Source organism: Paenibacillus lupini, assembly GCF_011761355.1.
GTDB classification, from domain to species: domain Bacteria; phylum Bacillota; class Bacilli; order Paenibacillales; family Paenibacillaceae; genus Pristimantibacillus; species Pristimantibacillus lupini.
In genome coordinates, this window is the sequence record NZ_JAASRW010000003.1 from 287,154 (window position 1) to 305,269 (window position 18,116).

The window sequence follows — 18,116 nt, forward strand, 5'->3', positions numbered from 1 at the left end:
TGTTATTCCCTCGTTTATTTAACACTATTTATTATTCGTTTAATAAACCCCAAACAATTCCCTTATAAACTTAAGTCATCAGATGGTAAGAGAAATGCTTATCGGGGAGGAGGTCTCAGATATGTTGAACAAATATGTAGAGATCAGCAAAGTGATCTCCGATGAAATCGATCAGAATCTGTTCGCCGAAAGCAACAAGCTGCCTACTGAAAAATCATTAGCAACCCGCTTTGAGGTCAGCCGTGAGACGATCCGCAAAGCGCTCAAGCATCTTATAGAGCAAGGCAAGATTTATAACGTAAAAAGCTCTGGTTATTACTTGCGGCGAAATGGCCTTCATATGGCCAGCACGTTAAACAAATTTTCCAGCATTACGGATCTGATCCGCAATGCCAATCTGTCCGAGGGCGATATCGAGGTTCAGATTTTCAAAAGAAAACCGAATGAAGAGGAAATGAACCTGTTGAACATTAACAAGCAGGATTCCATGTTCATCCTCGAAAGAATTCGGACCGCAAACGGAGAATCGATTGTCTATTCGAGGAACATTCTGCCCCAGAGCATTGTTGGAAAAGATTTTGCGGAACTTTACGAACCAGGTTCCCTGTCCAAGCATCTCAAGCAGAAATGCGGAGTTCACATTATCGAATCACTTATGGAGATTCAAGCAGTGCGCGAAGACGACGTACTCCCTTACCGGTTGAAGCAAAGCGACCCGCCTTTGCTAAAAACGATTCAAGTGCATTACGACGACAAAGCGAAGCCGATTTACATTTCCTACGATTTCATGCGGAACGATTTGATCCGGTTTTACATCCGGAGAACCTAACGGAAAATATGACAATTCATAGATGGAGGATGATGGATATGAATTCACATTCGCACAATCATTTCGACACCATTTATTCCGATTATTCCAATGCGAATGGAAGTGTGATGTTCGCCGCGCATCGGGGAAATTGGAGACGCGCCTCCGAGAATTCGCTCCGATCCATTCAATCGGCTATCGATCTTGGCATGGATATCGTAGAGCTAGACATTTGGAAAACGAAGGACGGAGCGTTAGTGCTCATGCACGACGATACGGTTGATCGGATGACCAACGGTTCCGGGAAAATCTCTGAGCTCACGTTTCAAGAAATTCGTTCGCTTCGCCTGAAACAGGGAAGAGGCGGCCCAGGCGCCTCCGTTACCGACGAGCTTGTTCCCACTCTGCAGGAGGCCATGCTTTTGGCCAAAGACCGTATAATGGTCAACCTGGATAAATGCTGGAACATTCGCGAGAATGTCTATCGGGTTCTTGTTGAAACCGGAACAGTAAGACAAGGATTGTTCAAGAGCGATGCAAGCATTGACGAGGTCGAGGAATTCCTGAACGGCAAGGCCGAGCGTCCTGAATTTATTCAAAAAATTCAAGATTATCAGATTCCCGCCGAGAATGAAGCTGAATTCCGGAAGCTGTTCGACAACGCCACGGGAATGGATGAAATCCAAGCATTTTTGAGCGACAGTGCCAAGCGGGCGGAATTCCTTCGTAAAGTTCCAAAGGCCAATTTGCATATGCTCGATCAACTAGAACAAATCGCCACTCGAATTAAACCGAAAGCTATCGAAGTCAATTTCCTGTTCAGCCATAGCAAGATCATGGACTCGGAAGTACTTTCCCGACTGAAGTCATACCCATTCCGAATTTGGGTCAACACCATGTTTGCTTGGGATTGCGCAGGGCACACGGACGATGTTTCTCTATCGAATCCGGCGCTTGGCTGGGAATGGCTATTGAATCGCGGAGCCAATATGATTTTGACGGATTATCCGGAAGATCTGAACCGATATCTCAAAACAAGGAAGTGAACGCTTCGTGACCAGCAGATTACGTAAATTCAAGGAGGCGGCTTTCGGATACGGGTTTTTGCTGCCGTCCCTGGCAGGATTCAGCGTCTTCTTGTTCTACCCGTTTCTGAAGTCGTTCTATTTAAGCCTTCATAGCATGAACCCCCGGGGACAGATCGTGGAGTTTGTCGGATTTGATAATTTCATCGACATCCTGACCTCCGATCATTTTTACCAAAGCCTCAAGACGACATTCTTTTTTGCGCTCTTGACGATACCGGCATGCATCTTCATTGCCGTATGCCTTGCGTTATTGACATACAAGAAAAATAAAATAAACCTTATTTTTCAGCTTATCTTTGCCAGTACCATTGCAGTGCCAATAGGTAATGCTTCCGTCATTTGGAAACTGCTGTTTCACCCTACAGCCGGCATGTTCAACTATTTCCTAAGTTTGTTCGGAATATCGCCTGTCGGCTGGCTGACTAATCCCGCTTATGCCCTGTTATCCGTTTCCATGATGACGGTGTGGATCAGCATCGGATTTACGTATCTGCTTCTTCTCAGCGGGATAAAAGGCATTCCGGAAGATTTGTACGAGAGTGCGAAAATCGATGGCGCCGGATCGTTCTCCATTGTTCGGAGAATTACGCTGCCTTTATTGTCTCCCGTGCTCTTCTTCATCAGCGTCATTTCCGTTATTAGCGCCCTTCAGAGCTTCTCTCAGATCAACATTTTGACAGAGGGGGGACCGGTAAATTCAACAAATGTTGTTGTGTATGACTTGTACCAGGAAGCCTTCGTCAACTATCGATTTGGAACCGGCAGCGCTCAAGCGATTATTTTGTTCTTGATCATTCTGCTGTTTACGATTATCCAGTTCCGTCTCTCGGAAAGGAAAGTGCATTATTCATGAGTAAAATACAGCGAACAGCGGTATTGATTATTCTAATTCTGGCTTCCGCGGCGATTATTTATCCGATCTTTTACGCCTTCGCTTCGGCGATGATGACGTCGGCCGAGATCGATTCCTATCCACCGCATATTTTCCCTTCCGGCTTTAATTTGGACAATTACAAATCGGTGTTTGCGGTCGTTCCCGTCGCCCAGTTTTTGTTAAACAGCTTTGTCGTCGCCATAGCGATTACGGTAGGCCATTTGATAACGGCAAGCTTTGCCGCCTACGCTTTCGCTTTTATCCGGTTTCCGCTCAAAAGTTTCTTCTTCGCCCTGTTTCTAGCTACGATCATGATCCCATGGGAAGTCACGATGATTCCTAATTTCTTGACGATTCGCAGCTGGGGATGGACGGATTCGTATTGGGGCCTGATTCTTCCGTTCCTTGCCACCGGCTTCGGCACGTTCCTGTTTAGACAATTTTTCATGCAACTGCCGAAAGATATATTCGAAGCAGCGAAAATGGACGGAATGGGACACTTCGGAATCTTCTTGCGAATTGCGCTGCCGTTAACGCGTTCTGCCTCTGTGACGCTTGCGGTGTACAGCTTTATCGGAGCGTGGAACATGTATCTGTGGCCGTTGTTAATTACGAACGAGGAGTCCATGCGGACTGTACAGATCGGCGTTACGATGCTGCAGTTCGAAGACTTCACGTCATGGAATCTCGTGTTGGCCGGATTGGCGCTCATGATGCTGCCACCGCTGCTGCTGCTCGTTCTCGGATTAAAGCAGCTCGTCGGCAATCTTACGATGGGTGCGCTTAAAGGCTGAGCAGCCAGTGTCTATCTTAATAATGACCGAGAACCTTCGGATTCTATTTAAACAAACTAAGGAGTTGGCTTATCAATGAAAGCAATCAACTGGAAAATGGCACTCCCTGTATTGGCACTTGCAAACGTTCTTGTCATCCAGGGCTGCGGCACGTCAAACTCTGCAAACACCCCCAATTCGGCAGCTTCCTCGAATGCTGCGGATACATCAAACGAAGCTCCCGTCACTATAAACTGGTGGCATGCCATGAGCGGAACAAACGGTAAGGTTCTGGATCAAATCGTAAAAGATTTTAATGCCTCCCAGTCTCACGTTGTTGTCAAAGCAACTTTCCAAGGCGCCTACGACGAATTGCTGAATAAAGTGAAAGCAACGATGGGTTCGAAAAGCGGCCCCGCGTTGGTTCAGATGAACGACGTTAACACTCGATTCATGATTGATTCCCAGGCCATTACGCCGGTTCAAACGCTTATCGATCGCGATAAATACGATATCTCCGAGCTTGAACCGAATATTCTGAATTACTACACGGTCAATAACCAGCTCTATTCGATGCCGTTTAACACTTCAAACGACATCTTCTACTACAACAAGGACTTGTTCAAAGCGGCAGGCCTGGATCCGGAAAAACCGCCGGCAACGTTTGAAGAAGTAGAAGCAGCAGCTAAAGCACTTACCAAAGACGGCGTTACCGGCTACGCTTTCTATATTGAGCCTTGGGATATGGAGCAATCGTTCGCCAAGCAAGGAGAATTGTACGTCAACAACGATAACGGACGTTCCGGAGAGGCTGCAACGGAATCCCTCATGAACAGCGAAGCGGGCGTCAAGACGCTGTCCTTCTGGAAAGACATGATCGATAACAAGAATGCGCAATTCTTCGGCAGAGTCTCCGCCGATGCTCAGAAAGCCTTTACTGCCGGCAAAGTCGCTATGCTGACCGGTTCGACAGGAGCTCTTCGGGGAATGGTTGAAGGTGCAAAAGGCAAATTCGAAGTCGGAACAGGCTTCTTCCCAATTCCCGCAGGCTCCTCTAAGGAAGGCGGCGTGGCAATCGGCGGAGGGAGCAACTGGATTATGAACGACAAGTCCCAAGAAGAACAAGATGCGGCATGGGAGTTCATCAAGTACTTGTCCAGCGCTAAAGTACAAGCTTTATGGCACGTGAGCACCGGATACTTCCCGACCACAACAGCAGCATACGATGAGCAGATCGTCAAAGATAATCTCGTCAAATATCCGCAATTTAATGCGGCTGTAGAGCAGCTTCACCAATCGAAATCCAACTATGCTTCCCAAGGTGCTTCACTCGGCGTATTCCAGGAGATGAGAAACTTCTATTCGACTGCTGTGGAAGAAGCAATCAACGGCGCATCGCCTCAAGAAGCGTTGGACAAAGCAGCGAAAAGCAGTACGGAAGCCATTCAGAAATATAATGACACAAATAAATAACTTGCTTTCGCAATAAACGTTACTTCAATAAACAAAGACAGGACGAACACTCTATTCGGCCTGTCTTTGTCCTTAATGGACATCTTATGTTTCGAGAGAAAGGCGGAAACTGCTTTGCAAGGCAAATGGATTATCTCTGATCTCGATGGTACACTGTTGAATTCACGGCAACAAATTACGCAAGCCGTTAAGCAGCGCATACGGCTGTTTCAGGCAAACGGCGGCACCTTTACCTTGTCAACGGGCAGATCGTTAACAAGCGCATTGCCATTTATTAATGAGCTTGAAATCAAAGTGCCTGTCATTTTGTACAATGGCGCTAAATTATATGATCCGGTTCAAGAAAGATATATGAAGGAACATGCTTTGTCTCCGTCCTCTTTTCGGTATGCCGTGAATAGATACGAGCTATTCGGCCAACGGATGGGGCTGGACGTGTTGGTTTTTTGCCAGGAGCAGATCTATACCCCTGCTATAACAAACACCGTAGAGCGTTATATGCAGAAAGACAAAGTTACGATCACGGAGAAGTCTCTAATGGATATCATGGTGCATTCCCAAGAGTCCACGAAAATCATGTTCTTAGGCAGTCCCGAGTCGGTCATCTCCTTTCAGGAGCAATGCTTTGCAGCATTCGTGCAGCCGGCCGAAGCCGCATGCCACTCCGTTTCGTCCGAACCGGAACTTCTTGAAATTCTTCCTTCCAACATCAATAAAGGTACCGCGTGCAAGGAGTTGATCAACAGCCTGGGGCTGGATATCGCCAATCTCACTGGAGTCGGGGACAATCTGAATGATATAGAGATGATCACTTTGCTTCCCAACGGAGTTGCAGTGAATAACGCCCATCCGTCATTGAAGAAGGCCGCGGATTGGGTGACCGCGCGAAGCAATGATGAAGATGCGATGATCGAGGTGCTTGATCGGTTTCTCTAAATGGCCAGAAAAAAGTCGTAGTTCTGTTGCTTAGGCAATAGAACTACGACTTTTGGTATTAGAGACTGATAAACACTCACCGGCCTCTTTAACAGATTCTGTCATCGTTTTTCAGCGCTCTCCCGCAGGAAGGGCTTCTTCAATGCAACATTTTATCGTTCGCAGCTAATCGTCAGATTCGCGTTAAGTGTTCCGCCGGATTCGAGCATGTAGAGCTCTTCTTGGCGGTTCAATTCGCCGGTCATTGCCATCCATGGCTCGACGCAGACAAATGGCTTGTCCTGTACGGACCAGAGGACAACGTATTTGAAAACATCATCATACGTCATACGAACACGAGCGCCTTCGATAACCGGGAACGTGATCTCACGTTTCACGGGATCAAGCAGTGTCACTGACTCCACCATACCGTCCAAATCAAGCTCGCCGGTGAATGGTTTTTCGACCATATCGTTATAATCCAGGTAGCGAGTCGCATCCGTCTCATAAGCAAGACGCTTCGAATCCGTCAAGAAGTAAGGATGGAAGCCCGCATAGAACGGCATCGATGCAACATCGGTCAGGTTGTGGTATTGCTGGCGGATATGAAGCTCACCGTTCACCAACGCATAAGTGAAGGTTAATTCAAAATCAAACGGATAGCTGTCTTTTGTCGCTTCACTGCTTTTAAGTACAATCGTGATGGACGCTTCGCCTTCTGTATTTGTTCCGGCTACTTCCCATACGGAAGTACGTGCTACGCCGTGGTTGGCCATGTCATACGACTTGCCGTCCCAAATATACGTACGATTATCGAGCTGCCCGCAGATCGGGAACAGGATCGGATTGCCGCCGCGGATATTAGCCGTCGGATGATCGAATGTTGCTTTATCCAGGTAAAAGACTTCGAGTCCATTAAGCTGACAGCCGATAACAATACCGCCGCGTTCCGGACATACACGAATACGGGAAGAAGTGCTCTCCTCGATTAGCTCATAAATCTTATATGTATCTGTATAACTGTTGACTTGAAACTGGCTCATAAGGCCCTCCTAAATAGTTATTTTCTGATTCCATCATACCACAAAATAAAGAAAAGGCTGTCCCGTGAAGGACAGCCTTTCGTCTTACTTCGTTGCGTCAGCAGCAGGGCTAGCTTCAGCGTTTGTTCCTGCATCAGCGCTTGCTTCTGGGGAAGCAGATGCATCAGCTGCTGCAGCTGGATCCAGCTTGTTCGTGATTTTTGCTTTTGCTTTCAGGTCAGCCAGCCAAGTCGAGGACAGCTCGCTTACTTTTTGTGTAACCAGTTGGTATTTGATATCTTCTTTCTTGTCTTCAAGCGTAGGTGTTACAGCTGCTTTCTCATCGGTTTTCTTGATGATGTGGTAGCCGTAGCTTGTTTGTACAACGCCGCTCAGCTCGCCAACTTTAAGGGCAAATGCCGCATCTTCGAATGCAGCTTCCATTGTGCCTTTAGGGAAGAAGTCGAGGTCGCCGCCTTTGTCTTTCGTACCTGTATCCGTCGATTTCTCTTTAGCCAGCGTTGCGAAATCAGCGCCGCCTTTCAGATCCTTCAGAATAGCTTCAGCTTCTTCCTTCGTAGCTACGAGGATATGCGAAGCACGGATTTGTGCAGGTGTAGCCATGGACGCTTTATTTTGATCGAAGTACGTTTTGATCTCGTCATCTGTTACTTTCACTTGCGGCTCAAGAATTTTACGGATTGTCACTTGAGTACCTGCATCTTCACGCAAGCTGTCTTCAGTCATACCGTATTGTGCCAGTGTTTGTTGGAACTCATCTTCGGAACCAAACGATTTTTTCAGGTTCGCGATTTCTTTATCGATATCTGCTTCAGTAACCGTTACGTTTGCATCTTTTGCTGCTTGGTCGATCAGTTCTTGCGTGATCATGTTATCGAGTGTAGATGTGCCGCCTTGCTTCACTAAGGAATCATACAGCTTGTCCTTCGAAATTTTAACACCGTTAACGGTAGCAACTGCTTCTGTGCCGCCTCCGAAAGGTGGTTTAATTAATACGATAATAAGCACGATGGCCAAAATCGCCGAAACCGCGATCCAAGCTTTACCGCCGCTGCGGCCGCCTGCTGCCGAGGCAGGAGTTTGGGAAGTAGGAGCTTGCTCTTTCTCTTCCGCTTCAACCTCATTGTCCTCTGCTGCTTCTACGATTTCATCATTGTTGTCATTCTCATAAGCGTACTGTACTTCTTTCTCAGCAGCCGTGTCCCGTTCTTCATCTTCTCTTTTGTGCTGCGAGTCTTTGTTTTCCATTTTTCAATAAAACTCCCTTCGACAAAAACGAACTATTTTTACAATCTTCACCTACTATAACAAAACAATTCGGGAAAAACCTTAATTCAAAATAAAAATATGTTGCATTCGGCTGCTTTTCGTATAATGGTATATGTATACAATATTAGACTTTAGTCACAGAGGTGTGACTAAAGAACTAGTGACGAGAGGTGGGGGACGTTTGGTCACATTACACGGAGAATATAACGGCTGGGTTATACTTCTCTCTTTCATCATCGCTTTATTCGTTTCGTACTCTGCCTTGAATCTAGTGTATAAAATATCCCACTCCAAGGGGAAGGTACAGCTGGGCTGGACGCTCGCTGGAGCCTTTGTTATGGGCAGCGGCGTATGGACCATGCATTTCATAGGAATGATGGCCTTTCATATCGGTATCCCGATTACATACGACGTTCCTATTACGCTTTTATCGATCATGGCAAGCATAGGTGCTTCCTATGTCGCCTTTTATTTAACGCTGGCAAAAGAAATTAACCGCCTTAAACTCCTCTGCGGAGGCTTTGTTATGGGCGCCGGAATCGTTGCTATGCATTATACAGGTATGGCTTCGATGCATTATCCAACAATGTCTATACAATATAACCCATATATGTGGATATTATCCGCAGTGATTGCTGTGATTACGTCTTGTGCTGCGCTTTACTTCTTTGTTAATTTCCGGGATGGCAGCAAAGCGGTATGGTCCAAATGGGCAGCTGCCGCGTTAATGGGCCTTGCCGTATGTGGTATGCATTACACAGGCATGGGAGCTGCATCGTTCTGGTGTGGTGAAATAGCAGCAAATGCGATCACGGGAGACATCCCCATTAATCTCTTTCTTCTAATAAGTGTAACCTTGGTTACCTTGCTTATTATGCTCGTTACCTGGATTGCGATCTATCTCGACCGTACGGTGCTGGAACGAATGGCTTACAGTGATCCGCTTACTGGCCTCGCTAACCGCCATGCGATGAACCGCTATTTTGACAACAGGCTGGACAATGCCCGGTCTTACGGTTTATTGTTCCTCGATCTGGATCAGTTCAAGATCATTAATGATACGCTTGGTCATGATGTCGGCGATTTACTTGTTCAAGCCGTTGCGGCAAGGCTGCGGTCTCATGAGAATGAAGGGGCACAAACCTTCCGTCTTGGCGGGGATGAATTCCTGCTCATGACCAAAGGAATGGAATTATCTGAAGTGGAACAGCTTGCAACGAATATTTTGGAAGATATACGAAAGCCTTATCTGCTTGAAGGCAATGAGCTTTACATAACTGGAAGCATCGGGATTAGTATGTCGCCAGAGCATGGCCAGGACCGTTCGTCGCTATTGATTGCAGCGGATACGGCGATGTATCAGGCCAAACACCGGGGCAAAAATCAATACTGCCTCTACGATAAGCAAATGGAGCGGGAGCTTCTGCGTCGTATGGAATTGGAGAAGGATCTGAGAATGGCGCTGGCGAAGGATCAATTTGTCGTCCATTATCAGCCGAAATGGGACGCGTCATCCAACCGTCCGATCGGGGTGGAAGCTCTGCTGCGATGGAATCATCCTGGCTTTGGCCGTGTTTCTCCTGATGAGTTTATCCCGATCGCTGAGGAGACTGGACTAATCGTGCCGATCACCCGCTGGGTGCTTGGACAAGCCTGCCGGGACTGCTTTGAATGGAACGAAGGCAGAGAAGTGCCCCTAAGTGTATCGGTTAATATGTCTGTTAGTGTTTTTGACAGCAAAAATCTCGAGGACATGGTCGTTTCGGCCCTGCTCCATTCCAGTCTTGAAGGGAAGCTGCTGGAGCTCGAAATAACAGAGACGATCGTGATGCATAACGTGGAGGATGTGGTTGAACAATTGAAGCCGCTCCGGGAGAGAGGTGTGCTTATCTCTATGGATGACTTTGGTGCAGGTTATTCCTCCTTAGGCTCGCTTGATCTTATCCCGTTCCAAACGTTAAAAATAGACAAGTTATACATGCAGCAAAGTGAGTCGCCTTCCAAACGCGCCATTGTCCACACGATTATTATGCTGGCCAAACAGCTTAATCTGGACGTGATCGCCGAAGGGGTAGAGAATGAGCAGCAAATTGCTTTCCTGCAATCCGCTGGATGCAGTATGATGCAGGGGTTTTACTTCAGCAAGCCAATGGCGCGTGCTGATCTGGATCTTTGGTTACAGCAGTCGATGTTCGTAAGTCATCCTCAAACGTCGCAGAGCATGTTCGGATAACGTAAGCCAAGGAGGGCGCGGAATTTGCAGAGTCAGACGAGAACTTATACTTATCTCATTCTATCGATGGCGGTCCCACTCATCATTTTTTGTATGCTTAATGCCTATTCTTCATGGGATTATCAGCTTAATTCGCCAAACTTTCACTTTTATGTTGTCAGTACAGTTTCTGGTGCGGCATTTGCTCTTGCAGTTGCAATCGGGGTTGCAGCTATACGGCTTCGTAATTTGAAAATCAGCTTTTTATCGTTATCTTTTGTATCGTTAGCGGCCTTATTTATTGTCCATGGGTTATCCACTCCGATGGATGGGATGCCTATGTCTCATTCGTCAGCGGTGCCAAGTAATGCGGCTCAGTTGAGTATTTTACTGGCTGTATTGTGGCTTTGGATGTCGTCCATGTCGTCTGACCGCCGGATAATTAGCTGGCTCTCTGCGCATCAGCGCTGGCTGCTGCCGATCTGGACCTTATCGCTTGGCGCTATCTGTATTGCTCTTTGGTTGTTCTCCGACCAGCTGCCATGGCTTCAGTTAAAAGAAGAGCCGGTTGCGAGATGGTCCGTTTCCTTACTAATTACAGGATTAAATCTATGGACGATGTATCGTTATTTGGAGACCTATATGTCTACGCGGTTTCCGCTGCAGCTTGCAATCGTATACAGCTCCGGCTGGATGATTGCAGCACAGATTATTAATATAACAGGTAAGCTTTGGATGATGAGCTGGTGGATCTATCACTTATTGCTGCTTGCCTCTATTGTCTCGATGATCGTTGGGATTTACCGGCAGTACCAAAGTGCTGGCTCCTATACGAATTCACTTAAGCAACTTTTCCAGAACAACCCGAAGGAATGGATTCATGGCTATATGTCACCTGCGGTACACGAGCTGATCCGCACGACGGAATCACGTGATGCTTATACGGCAGGACACAATTACCGTGTGGCGCTATATGCCATTCAGCTGGGGGAAGAGCTTGGGCTAAGCAGTGACCAGCTGCGTGCTATTGCGCAGGGTGGTGTTGTGCATGACATCGGAAAGATCAGCATCCCTGATCATATCCTGAACAAGCCAGGCAAGCTGACTCCGGAAGAGCGTCAGGTCATCGAAAAACATCCGGTTACTGGGTTTAACCTTTGCCGCCGGCTGGGCTTTATGCAGGAGGAGCTGACCGTCATCCGGTCTCATCATGAACGTTGGGATGGAAGTGGTTACCCTGATGCGCTGAGTGGAGAAAATATTCCGCTGCTGGCCAGAGTAACGGCCGTAGCCGATGTTTATGACGCATTAACCTCATCCCGTTCCTATCGTGCTGCCTTGTCGCATGAGGAAGCAATGGGGATTATCTGCAAGGAGCGGGGGAAACATTTTGACCCGTTATGTGTGGATGCACTGGTGCGCATTGCGGGTGAGAAGGGCTGGGCTTTTAAGGCTTCGGCCAGTTGATCGGAGTGAGGGAAGGCATAGGCCGCATAGCCCGGGTTTATTTCCATAGTTGACGGGTGTATGATAGAGGGGTTATTACATAGAAATTCTTCTGCATAGAAAGGAAGGAATTACACAAATGACATACTTAGCAGACAAATCTCGTTATGAAGGTATGAAATATTTCCGCGTTGGTAAAAGCGGTCTTCGGCTGCCGGCTGTATCGCTTGGCTTATGGCACAACTTTGGCGGGATTGACCGTCTGGAGAACGGACGTGCAATGATCCACCGTGCTTTTGACCTTGGTATTACTCATTTCGATTTGGCGAACAACTATGGTCCACCGGCTGGCTCCGCAGAGGAGACTTTCGGGAGAGTACTGAAGCAGGACATGGCTGCGTACCGCGATGAAATGATTATTTCGACTAAAGCGGGTTACTACATGTGGGAAGGTCCTTACGGCGACTGGGGCTCCCGCAAATATCTGGTCTCCAGCCTTGACCAAAGCTTGAAACGGATGGACCTTGAATATGTAGATATTTTCTACCACCATCGTCCAGACCCAGAAACACCACTTGAAGAAACAATGTCCGCGCTTGACCATATCGTGCGTTCGGGCAAAGCCCTTTATGTTGGTCTGTCCAACTATAGTGCAGAGCAGACAGCTCAAGCTTCTGCAATCTTGAAGGAGCTTGGTACACCTTGTCTGATTCACCAGCCATCGTACTCGATGTTTAACCGCTGGATCGAGAATGGCCTGCAAGATGTACTGGATCAAGAAGGTATCGGCTCTATCGTCTTCTCTCCACTGGCTGGCGGCTTGCTGACGAACCGTTACTTGGACGGTATTCCTGCAGATTCCCGTGCAGGCGGACCTAGCGTCTTCCTGAACACAAATGCCATTACAGATGAGAAGCTGGGCAAAATCCGCGCATTGAACGAAATCGCTCAAGGCCGCGGCCAATCCCTCGCTCAAATGGCTCTCGCATGGGTACTTCGCGGCGGCCGTGTAACCACCGCCCTGATCGGCGCAAGCCGCGTCGAGCAAATCGACGACAACGTTGCGGCTCTCAACCGTCTCGATTTCTCCGAGGACGAGCTGCAGGCTATCGAAACAATCCTGGCGTAGGGAATATCGATGAGCGGCTTTGAGGGATGTATCTCCTTCCAGTTGCTGTTGTCTGCACATAGTTTGATTGATACTTTAATGGTATCTATGTGCAGACAAAGGCAAGCGCTCCGCTCTTACAGGAGATACATCTCCTCTTACCTCTCATCGATATTTTTATAAAACAGTAGTGAGGCTGCCATATACTTGGCAGCCTTTTTTATTTCGGGATTGCCGTTGCACTTTGTACAGCGTACCTCTCCAAGTTGGCCCCCCATTACCATTAATGAGGCAACCTCATTAATTAGTGAAGTAAACCACACTAATACCTCTCCATAACTAGCTAGTTTTAAGATTAGTGAGCCAAACCTCATTCTATTCACGTTGTCCCTCACTAAGAGTGAGTCTAGCCTCACTGTTGGCCTAATAGCGAAGTAATCAGCTACTTTCACGGCGAAATGCCTCACTAATTAGTGAAGTTGGCTCACTAAGAGTAACACTGGTTCATAGTAGGAGAGTCCGGCTGCATTATTCGTGTGTTCGGTTGCGCTCCCAATAACCATTAATGAGGCTACCTCATTAATTAGTGAGTTAAACCACACTAATACTTCTCCAAAACTAGCTAGTTATAAGATTAGTGAGCCAAGCCTCACTCTATTCACGTTGACCCTCACTAAGAGTGAGCCTAGACTCACTGTTGGCCTAAAAGAGAAGTAATTAGCTACTTTAACGGCGAAATGCCTCACTAATTGGTGAGGCAGACTCATAGTTGGTGTGTTAGTTAAGTAGATTGCTGTGATGGTGGATTTATTGCAACGTGGCAGGTAAGAGATAACGGTTGCTGGAGCTAATAGTTGTCAGTACCGTCGTTGAGTAGATAATGTTTTGATAAGGTTGGCTTGGTTTTGCGTAGATTTGGGTGTTGTCAATTCAAGGCAGACTCATAGCCTTCAAAGGTTTTGAAGGTTTTGGCTGTAAGCCGCCAAGGAACGGAGGCGGCTTATTTATGTTCCCCAAAGAATCGAGGACGATTGGAGGCGAATGTATCTCCTGGAGGAGCGGAGCGCCTGCCTTTGTGTACACTTTGCCACCATTGAATACTGTTCAAGCAAAGTGTACACAACAGCAGCCGGAAGGAGATACATTCCCGCAATGAGCCAACCGATCCTAATAAGCACCCGCAAATCGTCTATCGATATCGCCCCCTCCTGACGATATAATACATGTAGATTTACTAGGAGGGATCACTCGTGTGAACAACTTATCACTGCGGACCAAGGGCCTGCTGATCATCGTCTTAATCACCTTCATTCCCCTCGGCATCGCGGGAGTGATTAATTACATATCTATTAAGAAAGAAATGATCCACACCGCCTCTGAGAGAACGGCCAGCCGTCTGAGTGTTAGTGCCAATTACTTGGCATCCTGGCTGCAGATCCGGCGTGCTGAGGTTGTTGTGATGAGCCGGACGGATGTGGTTCGCTTCGGCAGTGATTCGGATAAGCTGAAATATTTTAGACAGGAGCTGTTCCGCTCCGATTATACCTATCATGCGATAGGTTACATAGATAAGGACGGATGGGGCATTCGTACAAATGGCGAGCCGGTCGATATGAGCGGACAAGCCTTTTTCCAGGGAGCGCTCAAAGGCACTTCAACGATTACGGACTTGTTCCTGCCGTCCTTTGATGAATTGAAACAATCCCTGATTGTTATTCCGGTCTATGATCTGGAAAACAAGGTTAGTGGCGTGGTGTATGCCTCGATGCCAATGTCTACGATGTCGCCTTATTTTTTTGTAGATAAAGATCCTTCATCTGAATTCTGGCTTTACAACGAGCGGGGAGTTGTGCTGTTCCACTCTTATTCCACAGCGGCAGGCGTTAAGTTAAGCGCAGGACTTCTTAACGGAGAGTCTGGTCTCAAGCTGGATAAGCTGCTCCAGCCTTCCGGCAAAACGGAGGTCATGCGCGGGAAAGAGAAACATGTTTTGTTTTATATGGATGTGGATAGTGCCGCTCCATGGCATGCCGCGCTGGAGATTCCGAAGGCAAACTTGAATAAGGGCTTGTCGAAAGTATTATGGTGGACGTTCGCAACGATTGCGTTATCTGAGATCGTTATTGTCATTCTTTTCTCATTATATTTCAACACGATTATTAACCGGTTAAAAGAGATTCTTATCGTCACGAAGAAAGCAGCCGACGGCCAGTTCGAGGCAGAGCATCTGTCACAGGAGCCGGGTGACGAGGTTGGCAAGCTGGCTGAATCGGTCAACGGCATGATGGAGCATCTGAAGGATATGTTTGGCCGGCTTGAAGCGATTATTACGCAGAACGAATACTCTTTTATTTTGCTCGATGAGAATTATCGTGTTACTTACTTGAATCAGGCTGCTGAGAAGCTGATCGGTTACAAGACGGAGGAACTGATGGGCCATGCGACACCGCTACTGTTCATGGATCCAGATGAAATTCGCCGCGAGGCGGAGCTGTTGTCTGAAAAGCTGGGTGTTCATGTAGAGCCGGGGCTGGAAGTGTTCAAGATGCTCCGTCATGTTAAGTTCTCTTATGAGCGGCAATGGACCTTTGTCCATAAGGATGGAACCAAAATTCCGGTTCGCCACTTCTCTAACGGATTGAGGGATCAGCAGGGCCGTCTGACCGGGATTCTAGGCATGGCTTACAATATTACGGAAGAGGTTAGAGTGGAAAAGTCCCGCAATCTTCTGCTCGATATCATCGGATCGGCCAAGGATTTGATCGCTTCCATCGATCATAACGGAAGTGTGATCTACATTAATAAAGCCGGTAAACGGATGCTTGGCCTTCCGCTAAACTACAAGCCCAAAGATTACAAGAGTTACGTAGAGTCTTCTATGTATGTGTATTTAATAAAAGGCTCCCGAATTGCCGTGAAGTCAGGCTTCTGGGAAGGGGAGGCCGAGCTTCTGACGCAGACAGGGGAGAAGATCAACGTATCCCTGGTTATCGTTGCGCATGCGCATGAGAATACCGGCGAATTCTACTTCTCTTGTATTGCCCGTGATATTACTGAGCAGAAGCACATTCAAGAAGAGCTGATTCGTGCAACAAAGGAAGCCGAACAAGCGAATGCGGCAAAAAGCAGCTTCCTCGCCATGGTCAGCCACGAGATACGTACGCCGCTTAACGGCATTATTGGCCTATCGCAGCTTATGCGCCGCACAGGGCTGTCTGCTTCGCAGAAGGACTATATGGACAAGCTTGGCATCTCATCCGAATCCCTTCTTCGCATCATTAACGATCTGCTTGATTTCTCGAAAATTGAAGCGGGTAAAGTTGAGGTAGAACGGATTGCCTTCCATCCACAGGAGCTGCTTAGCCGTCTGACGGATCAGCTCTGCATCTTTATGGGTGGAAAAGAGCAGTTTGAATTTATTTTTGAAGTGCCGGAAAAATTGCCGTCGTCTCTCCTCGGTGACCAGATGCGCTTAGAGCAAATTCTGCTTAACTTGTGTATGAATGCTATTAAGTTCACTGAGCGTGGATATGTGAAGCTAATCATGAACATGGTAGAGCAGGGACCAGATGGTTTGAAGCTTCAATTCACGGTCGAGGATACGGGCATCGGCATGACCAGGAAGCAGATCGACAAACTGTTTGTCCCGTTCACACAAGCAGATGGATCTACGACCCGTAAATATGGAGGTACCGGATTAGGTCTAGTAATCGCCAACGCCTTGGTAAAAATGATGGGCGGCAGGCTGCAAGTAGACAGCGAGCCGGGGATTGGAAGCCGGTTCAGCTTTGCCTTAACGTTCCCTGTCTTGCCTTCAGCTGTAGAAGAGGAATTGCAGATCAGCAAGGAGCTGGTGGATCAGCCAATCTGGATCGTAGAGGACAGCGACGAGATGCGTCTCCATTGGAGTGAGCTAACGGAGTCCTTTGGTTTAACACCAGTCCCTTTCTCCTCTTGGGGAAGCGCAAGGGAGAAGCTTCGCCGGATGGGTGCTGGAACCATGCCGAAGCTGATTATGCTGGACATGGAGATGCCAGATATGTACGGTGCCGAGACCTGGCTGGAGTTCCACAAGCAAGCTTCGGCGGCCGGGGTGAAGACGATTGCCCTCACGACCTCGTTCGGCAGGGATGAGCTTATGCAAATGCCGGACTCAGGCCGGCCTTACGCCATTTTAACGAAGCCGGTGACAAGACACGCGTTATTCCACGCTTTAAGCGGCACGCTCGATCAGAGGCAGGCTAAGTTTAATGATTGGGACATCGGTGCGCTTGAGACGGCAGCAGCGGCAGACTCGAATGACAAAGTGCGAATTCTGCTGGCAGAGGATAATCATATTAATCAGTTGGTTGCGATTGAGATGCTGAAGGAGCGGGGCTTCGAGATTGGGCTTGCTGAGAACGGCCGGGAAGTGCTGGAGAAGCTGGAGCAAGAGAACTGGCAGCTGCTGCTGATGGATATTCATATGCCGGAGATGGATGGCATGGAGGCTACGAAGCTTATTCGAGCGGATTCCAAATACGATCAGCTGCCTATCATTGCAGTAACAGCCAACTCCCTTCGAGCGGATCATGAGCATTATCTGCAGCTTGGTATGAATGGCGTAGTAACCAAACCTCTTGATTCCGAGCAGCTGTATCTGGCTATCACGAATCTGTTAACTAAGAAGAAGTTTCCTGTTTTGCAGGATACATCATGGCGTAAGGAAGGCAATCCGCTGCCGATTCTGCCAGGTATTCAGATCGAGACGGCACTTGCTAGAGTAAGCGGCAAAATATCCATTCTGCGGCATATGCTCGACCATTTCGAGAAGGATTACGCGGATTTTGCAGATAAGCTTATTCATGAACTGGAGAATGGTCAGTATGTGGCGGCTAAACGAATGATTCATACCCTTATGGGAGCAGCGAGCCATTTGTCAGCTAATGATGTGGTACAGGCAGCAGCGTTGCTAAATGAGATTTTGAAGCGGGAGGATGAGCAAGAGGATTGGCGGACAGCTGCAGAACAGCTGAAGCAGGAACTAGGGACTGTAATAGCTGGGCTACAGAATAAAGCGATTTCACAATTCGACAGTTTCTCCTAACATTTTGCTAACATTTTATTG

12 protein-coding genes are annotated in these 18,116 nt (G+C 47.7%); 10 read left to right on the plus strand and 2 right to left on the minus strand.

Features of this window, described 5'->3' with window-relative positions:
• Positions 1 to 121: 121 nt before the first annotated feature.
• The 6 genes from FHS17_RS10890 to FHS17_RS10915 all read left to right on the plus strand — a co-directional run bounded on the left by FHS17_RS10890 (position 122) and on the right by FHS17_RS10915 (position 5,952).
• Complete coding sequence (locus tag FHS17_RS10890) at positions 122 to 829, plus strand: GntR family transcriptional regulator (RefSeq protein ID WP_167278432.1); 708 nt, start codon at positions 122 to 124, stop codon at positions 827 to 829.
• Between the two features lie 38 nt (positions 830 to 867).
• Positions 868 to 1,854 (plus strand): glycerophosphodiester phosphodiesterase family protein, encoded by a 987-nt coding sequence (locus tag FHS17_RS10895; protein WP_167278433.1) that lies wholly within the window; start codon positions 868 to 870, stop codon positions 1,852 to 1,854.
• 7 nt (positions 1,855 to 1,861) lie between these two features.
• Complete coding sequence (locus FHS17_RS10900; RefSeq protein WP_341805816.1) at positions 1,862 to 2,749, plus strand: carbohydrate ABC transporter permease; 888 nt, start codon at positions 1,862 to 1,864, stop codon at positions 2,747 to 2,749.
• The gene (locus tag FHS17_RS10905; protein WP_167278434.1) at positions 2,746 to 3,564 is read left to right on the plus strand and encodes a carbohydrate ABC transporter permease; all 819 of its coding nucleotides are present in this window, start codon (positions 2,746 to 2,748) and stop codon (positions 3,562 to 3,564) included. Before FHS17_RS10900 ends, FHS17_RS10905 begins: the two co-directional genes overlap by 4 nt.
• Positions 3,565 to 3,639: 75 nt before the next feature.
• Positions 3,640 to 5,016 (plus strand): ABC transporter substrate-binding protein, encoded by a 1,377-nt coding sequence (locus tag FHS17_RS10910; protein ID WP_167278435.1) that lies wholly within the window; start codon positions 3,640 to 3,642, stop codon positions 5,014 to 5,016.
• Positions 5,017 to 5,130: 114 nt separating this feature from the next.
• Complete coding sequence (locus tag FHS17_RS10915; RefSeq protein WP_167278436.1) at positions 5,131 to 5,952, plus strand: Cof-type HAD-IIB family hydrolase; 822 nt, start codon at positions 5,131 to 5,133, stop codon at positions 5,950 to 5,952.
• Positions 5,953 to 6,104: 152 nt separating this feature from the next.
• On the opposite strand, the gene FHS17_RS10920 is transcribed toward FHS17_RS10915, so the two are convergent.
• The gene (locus tag FHS17_RS10920; protein ID WP_167278437.1) at positions 6,105 to 6,974 is read right to left on the minus strand and encodes an aldose epimerase family protein; all 870 of its coding nucleotides are present in this window, start codon (positions 6,972 to 6,974) and stop codon (positions 6,105 to 6,107) included.
• Positions 6,975 to 7,058: 84 nt separating this feature from the next.
• Positions 7,059 to 8,222 (minus strand): peptidylprolyl isomerase, encoded by a 1,164-nt coding sequence (locus tag FHS17_RS10925; protein WP_167278438.1) that lies wholly within the window; start codon positions 8,220 to 8,222, stop codon positions 7,059 to 7,061.
• Between the two features lie 202 nt (positions 8,223 to 8,424).
• On the opposite strand from FHS17_RS10925, the gene FHS17_RS10930 reads away from it, so the two are divergent.
• From FHS17_RS10930 to FHS17_RS10945, 4 genes are all read left to right on the plus strand, one after another.
• Positions 8,425 to 10,476 carry a bifunctional diguanylate cyclase/phosphodiesterase gene (locus tag FHS17_RS10930; protein WP_167278439.1) on the plus strand — a complete coding sequence of 684 codons (2,052 nt, stop codon included), beginning with the start codon at positions 8,425 to 8,427 and terminating at the stop codon, positions 10,474 to 10,476.
• Between the two features lie 24 nt (positions 10,477 to 10,500).
• Positions 10,501 to 11,922 carry an HD-GYP domain-containing protein gene (locus tag FHS17_RS10935; RefSeq protein ID WP_167278440.1) on the plus strand — a complete coding sequence of 474 codons (1,422 nt, stop codon included), beginning with the start codon at positions 10,501 to 10,503 and terminating at the stop codon, positions 11,920 to 11,922.
• A 118-nt stretch (positions 11,923 to 12,040) separates the two neighbouring features.
• Positions 12,041 to 13,030 (plus strand): L-glyceraldehyde 3-phosphate reductase, encoded by a 990-nt coding sequence (mgrA, locus tag FHS17_RS10940; RefSeq protein ID WP_167278441.1) that lies wholly within the window; start codon positions 12,041 to 12,043, stop codon positions 13,028 to 13,030.
• 1,231 nt (positions 13,031 to 14,261) lie between these two features.
• The gene (locus FHS17_RS10945) at positions 14,262 to 18,095 is read left to right on the plus strand and encodes a response regulator (protein WP_167278442.1); all 3,834 of its coding nucleotides are present in this window, start codon (positions 14,262 to 14,264) and stop codon (positions 18,093 to 18,095) included.
• Positions 18,096 to 18,116 lie beyond the last annotated feature (21 nt).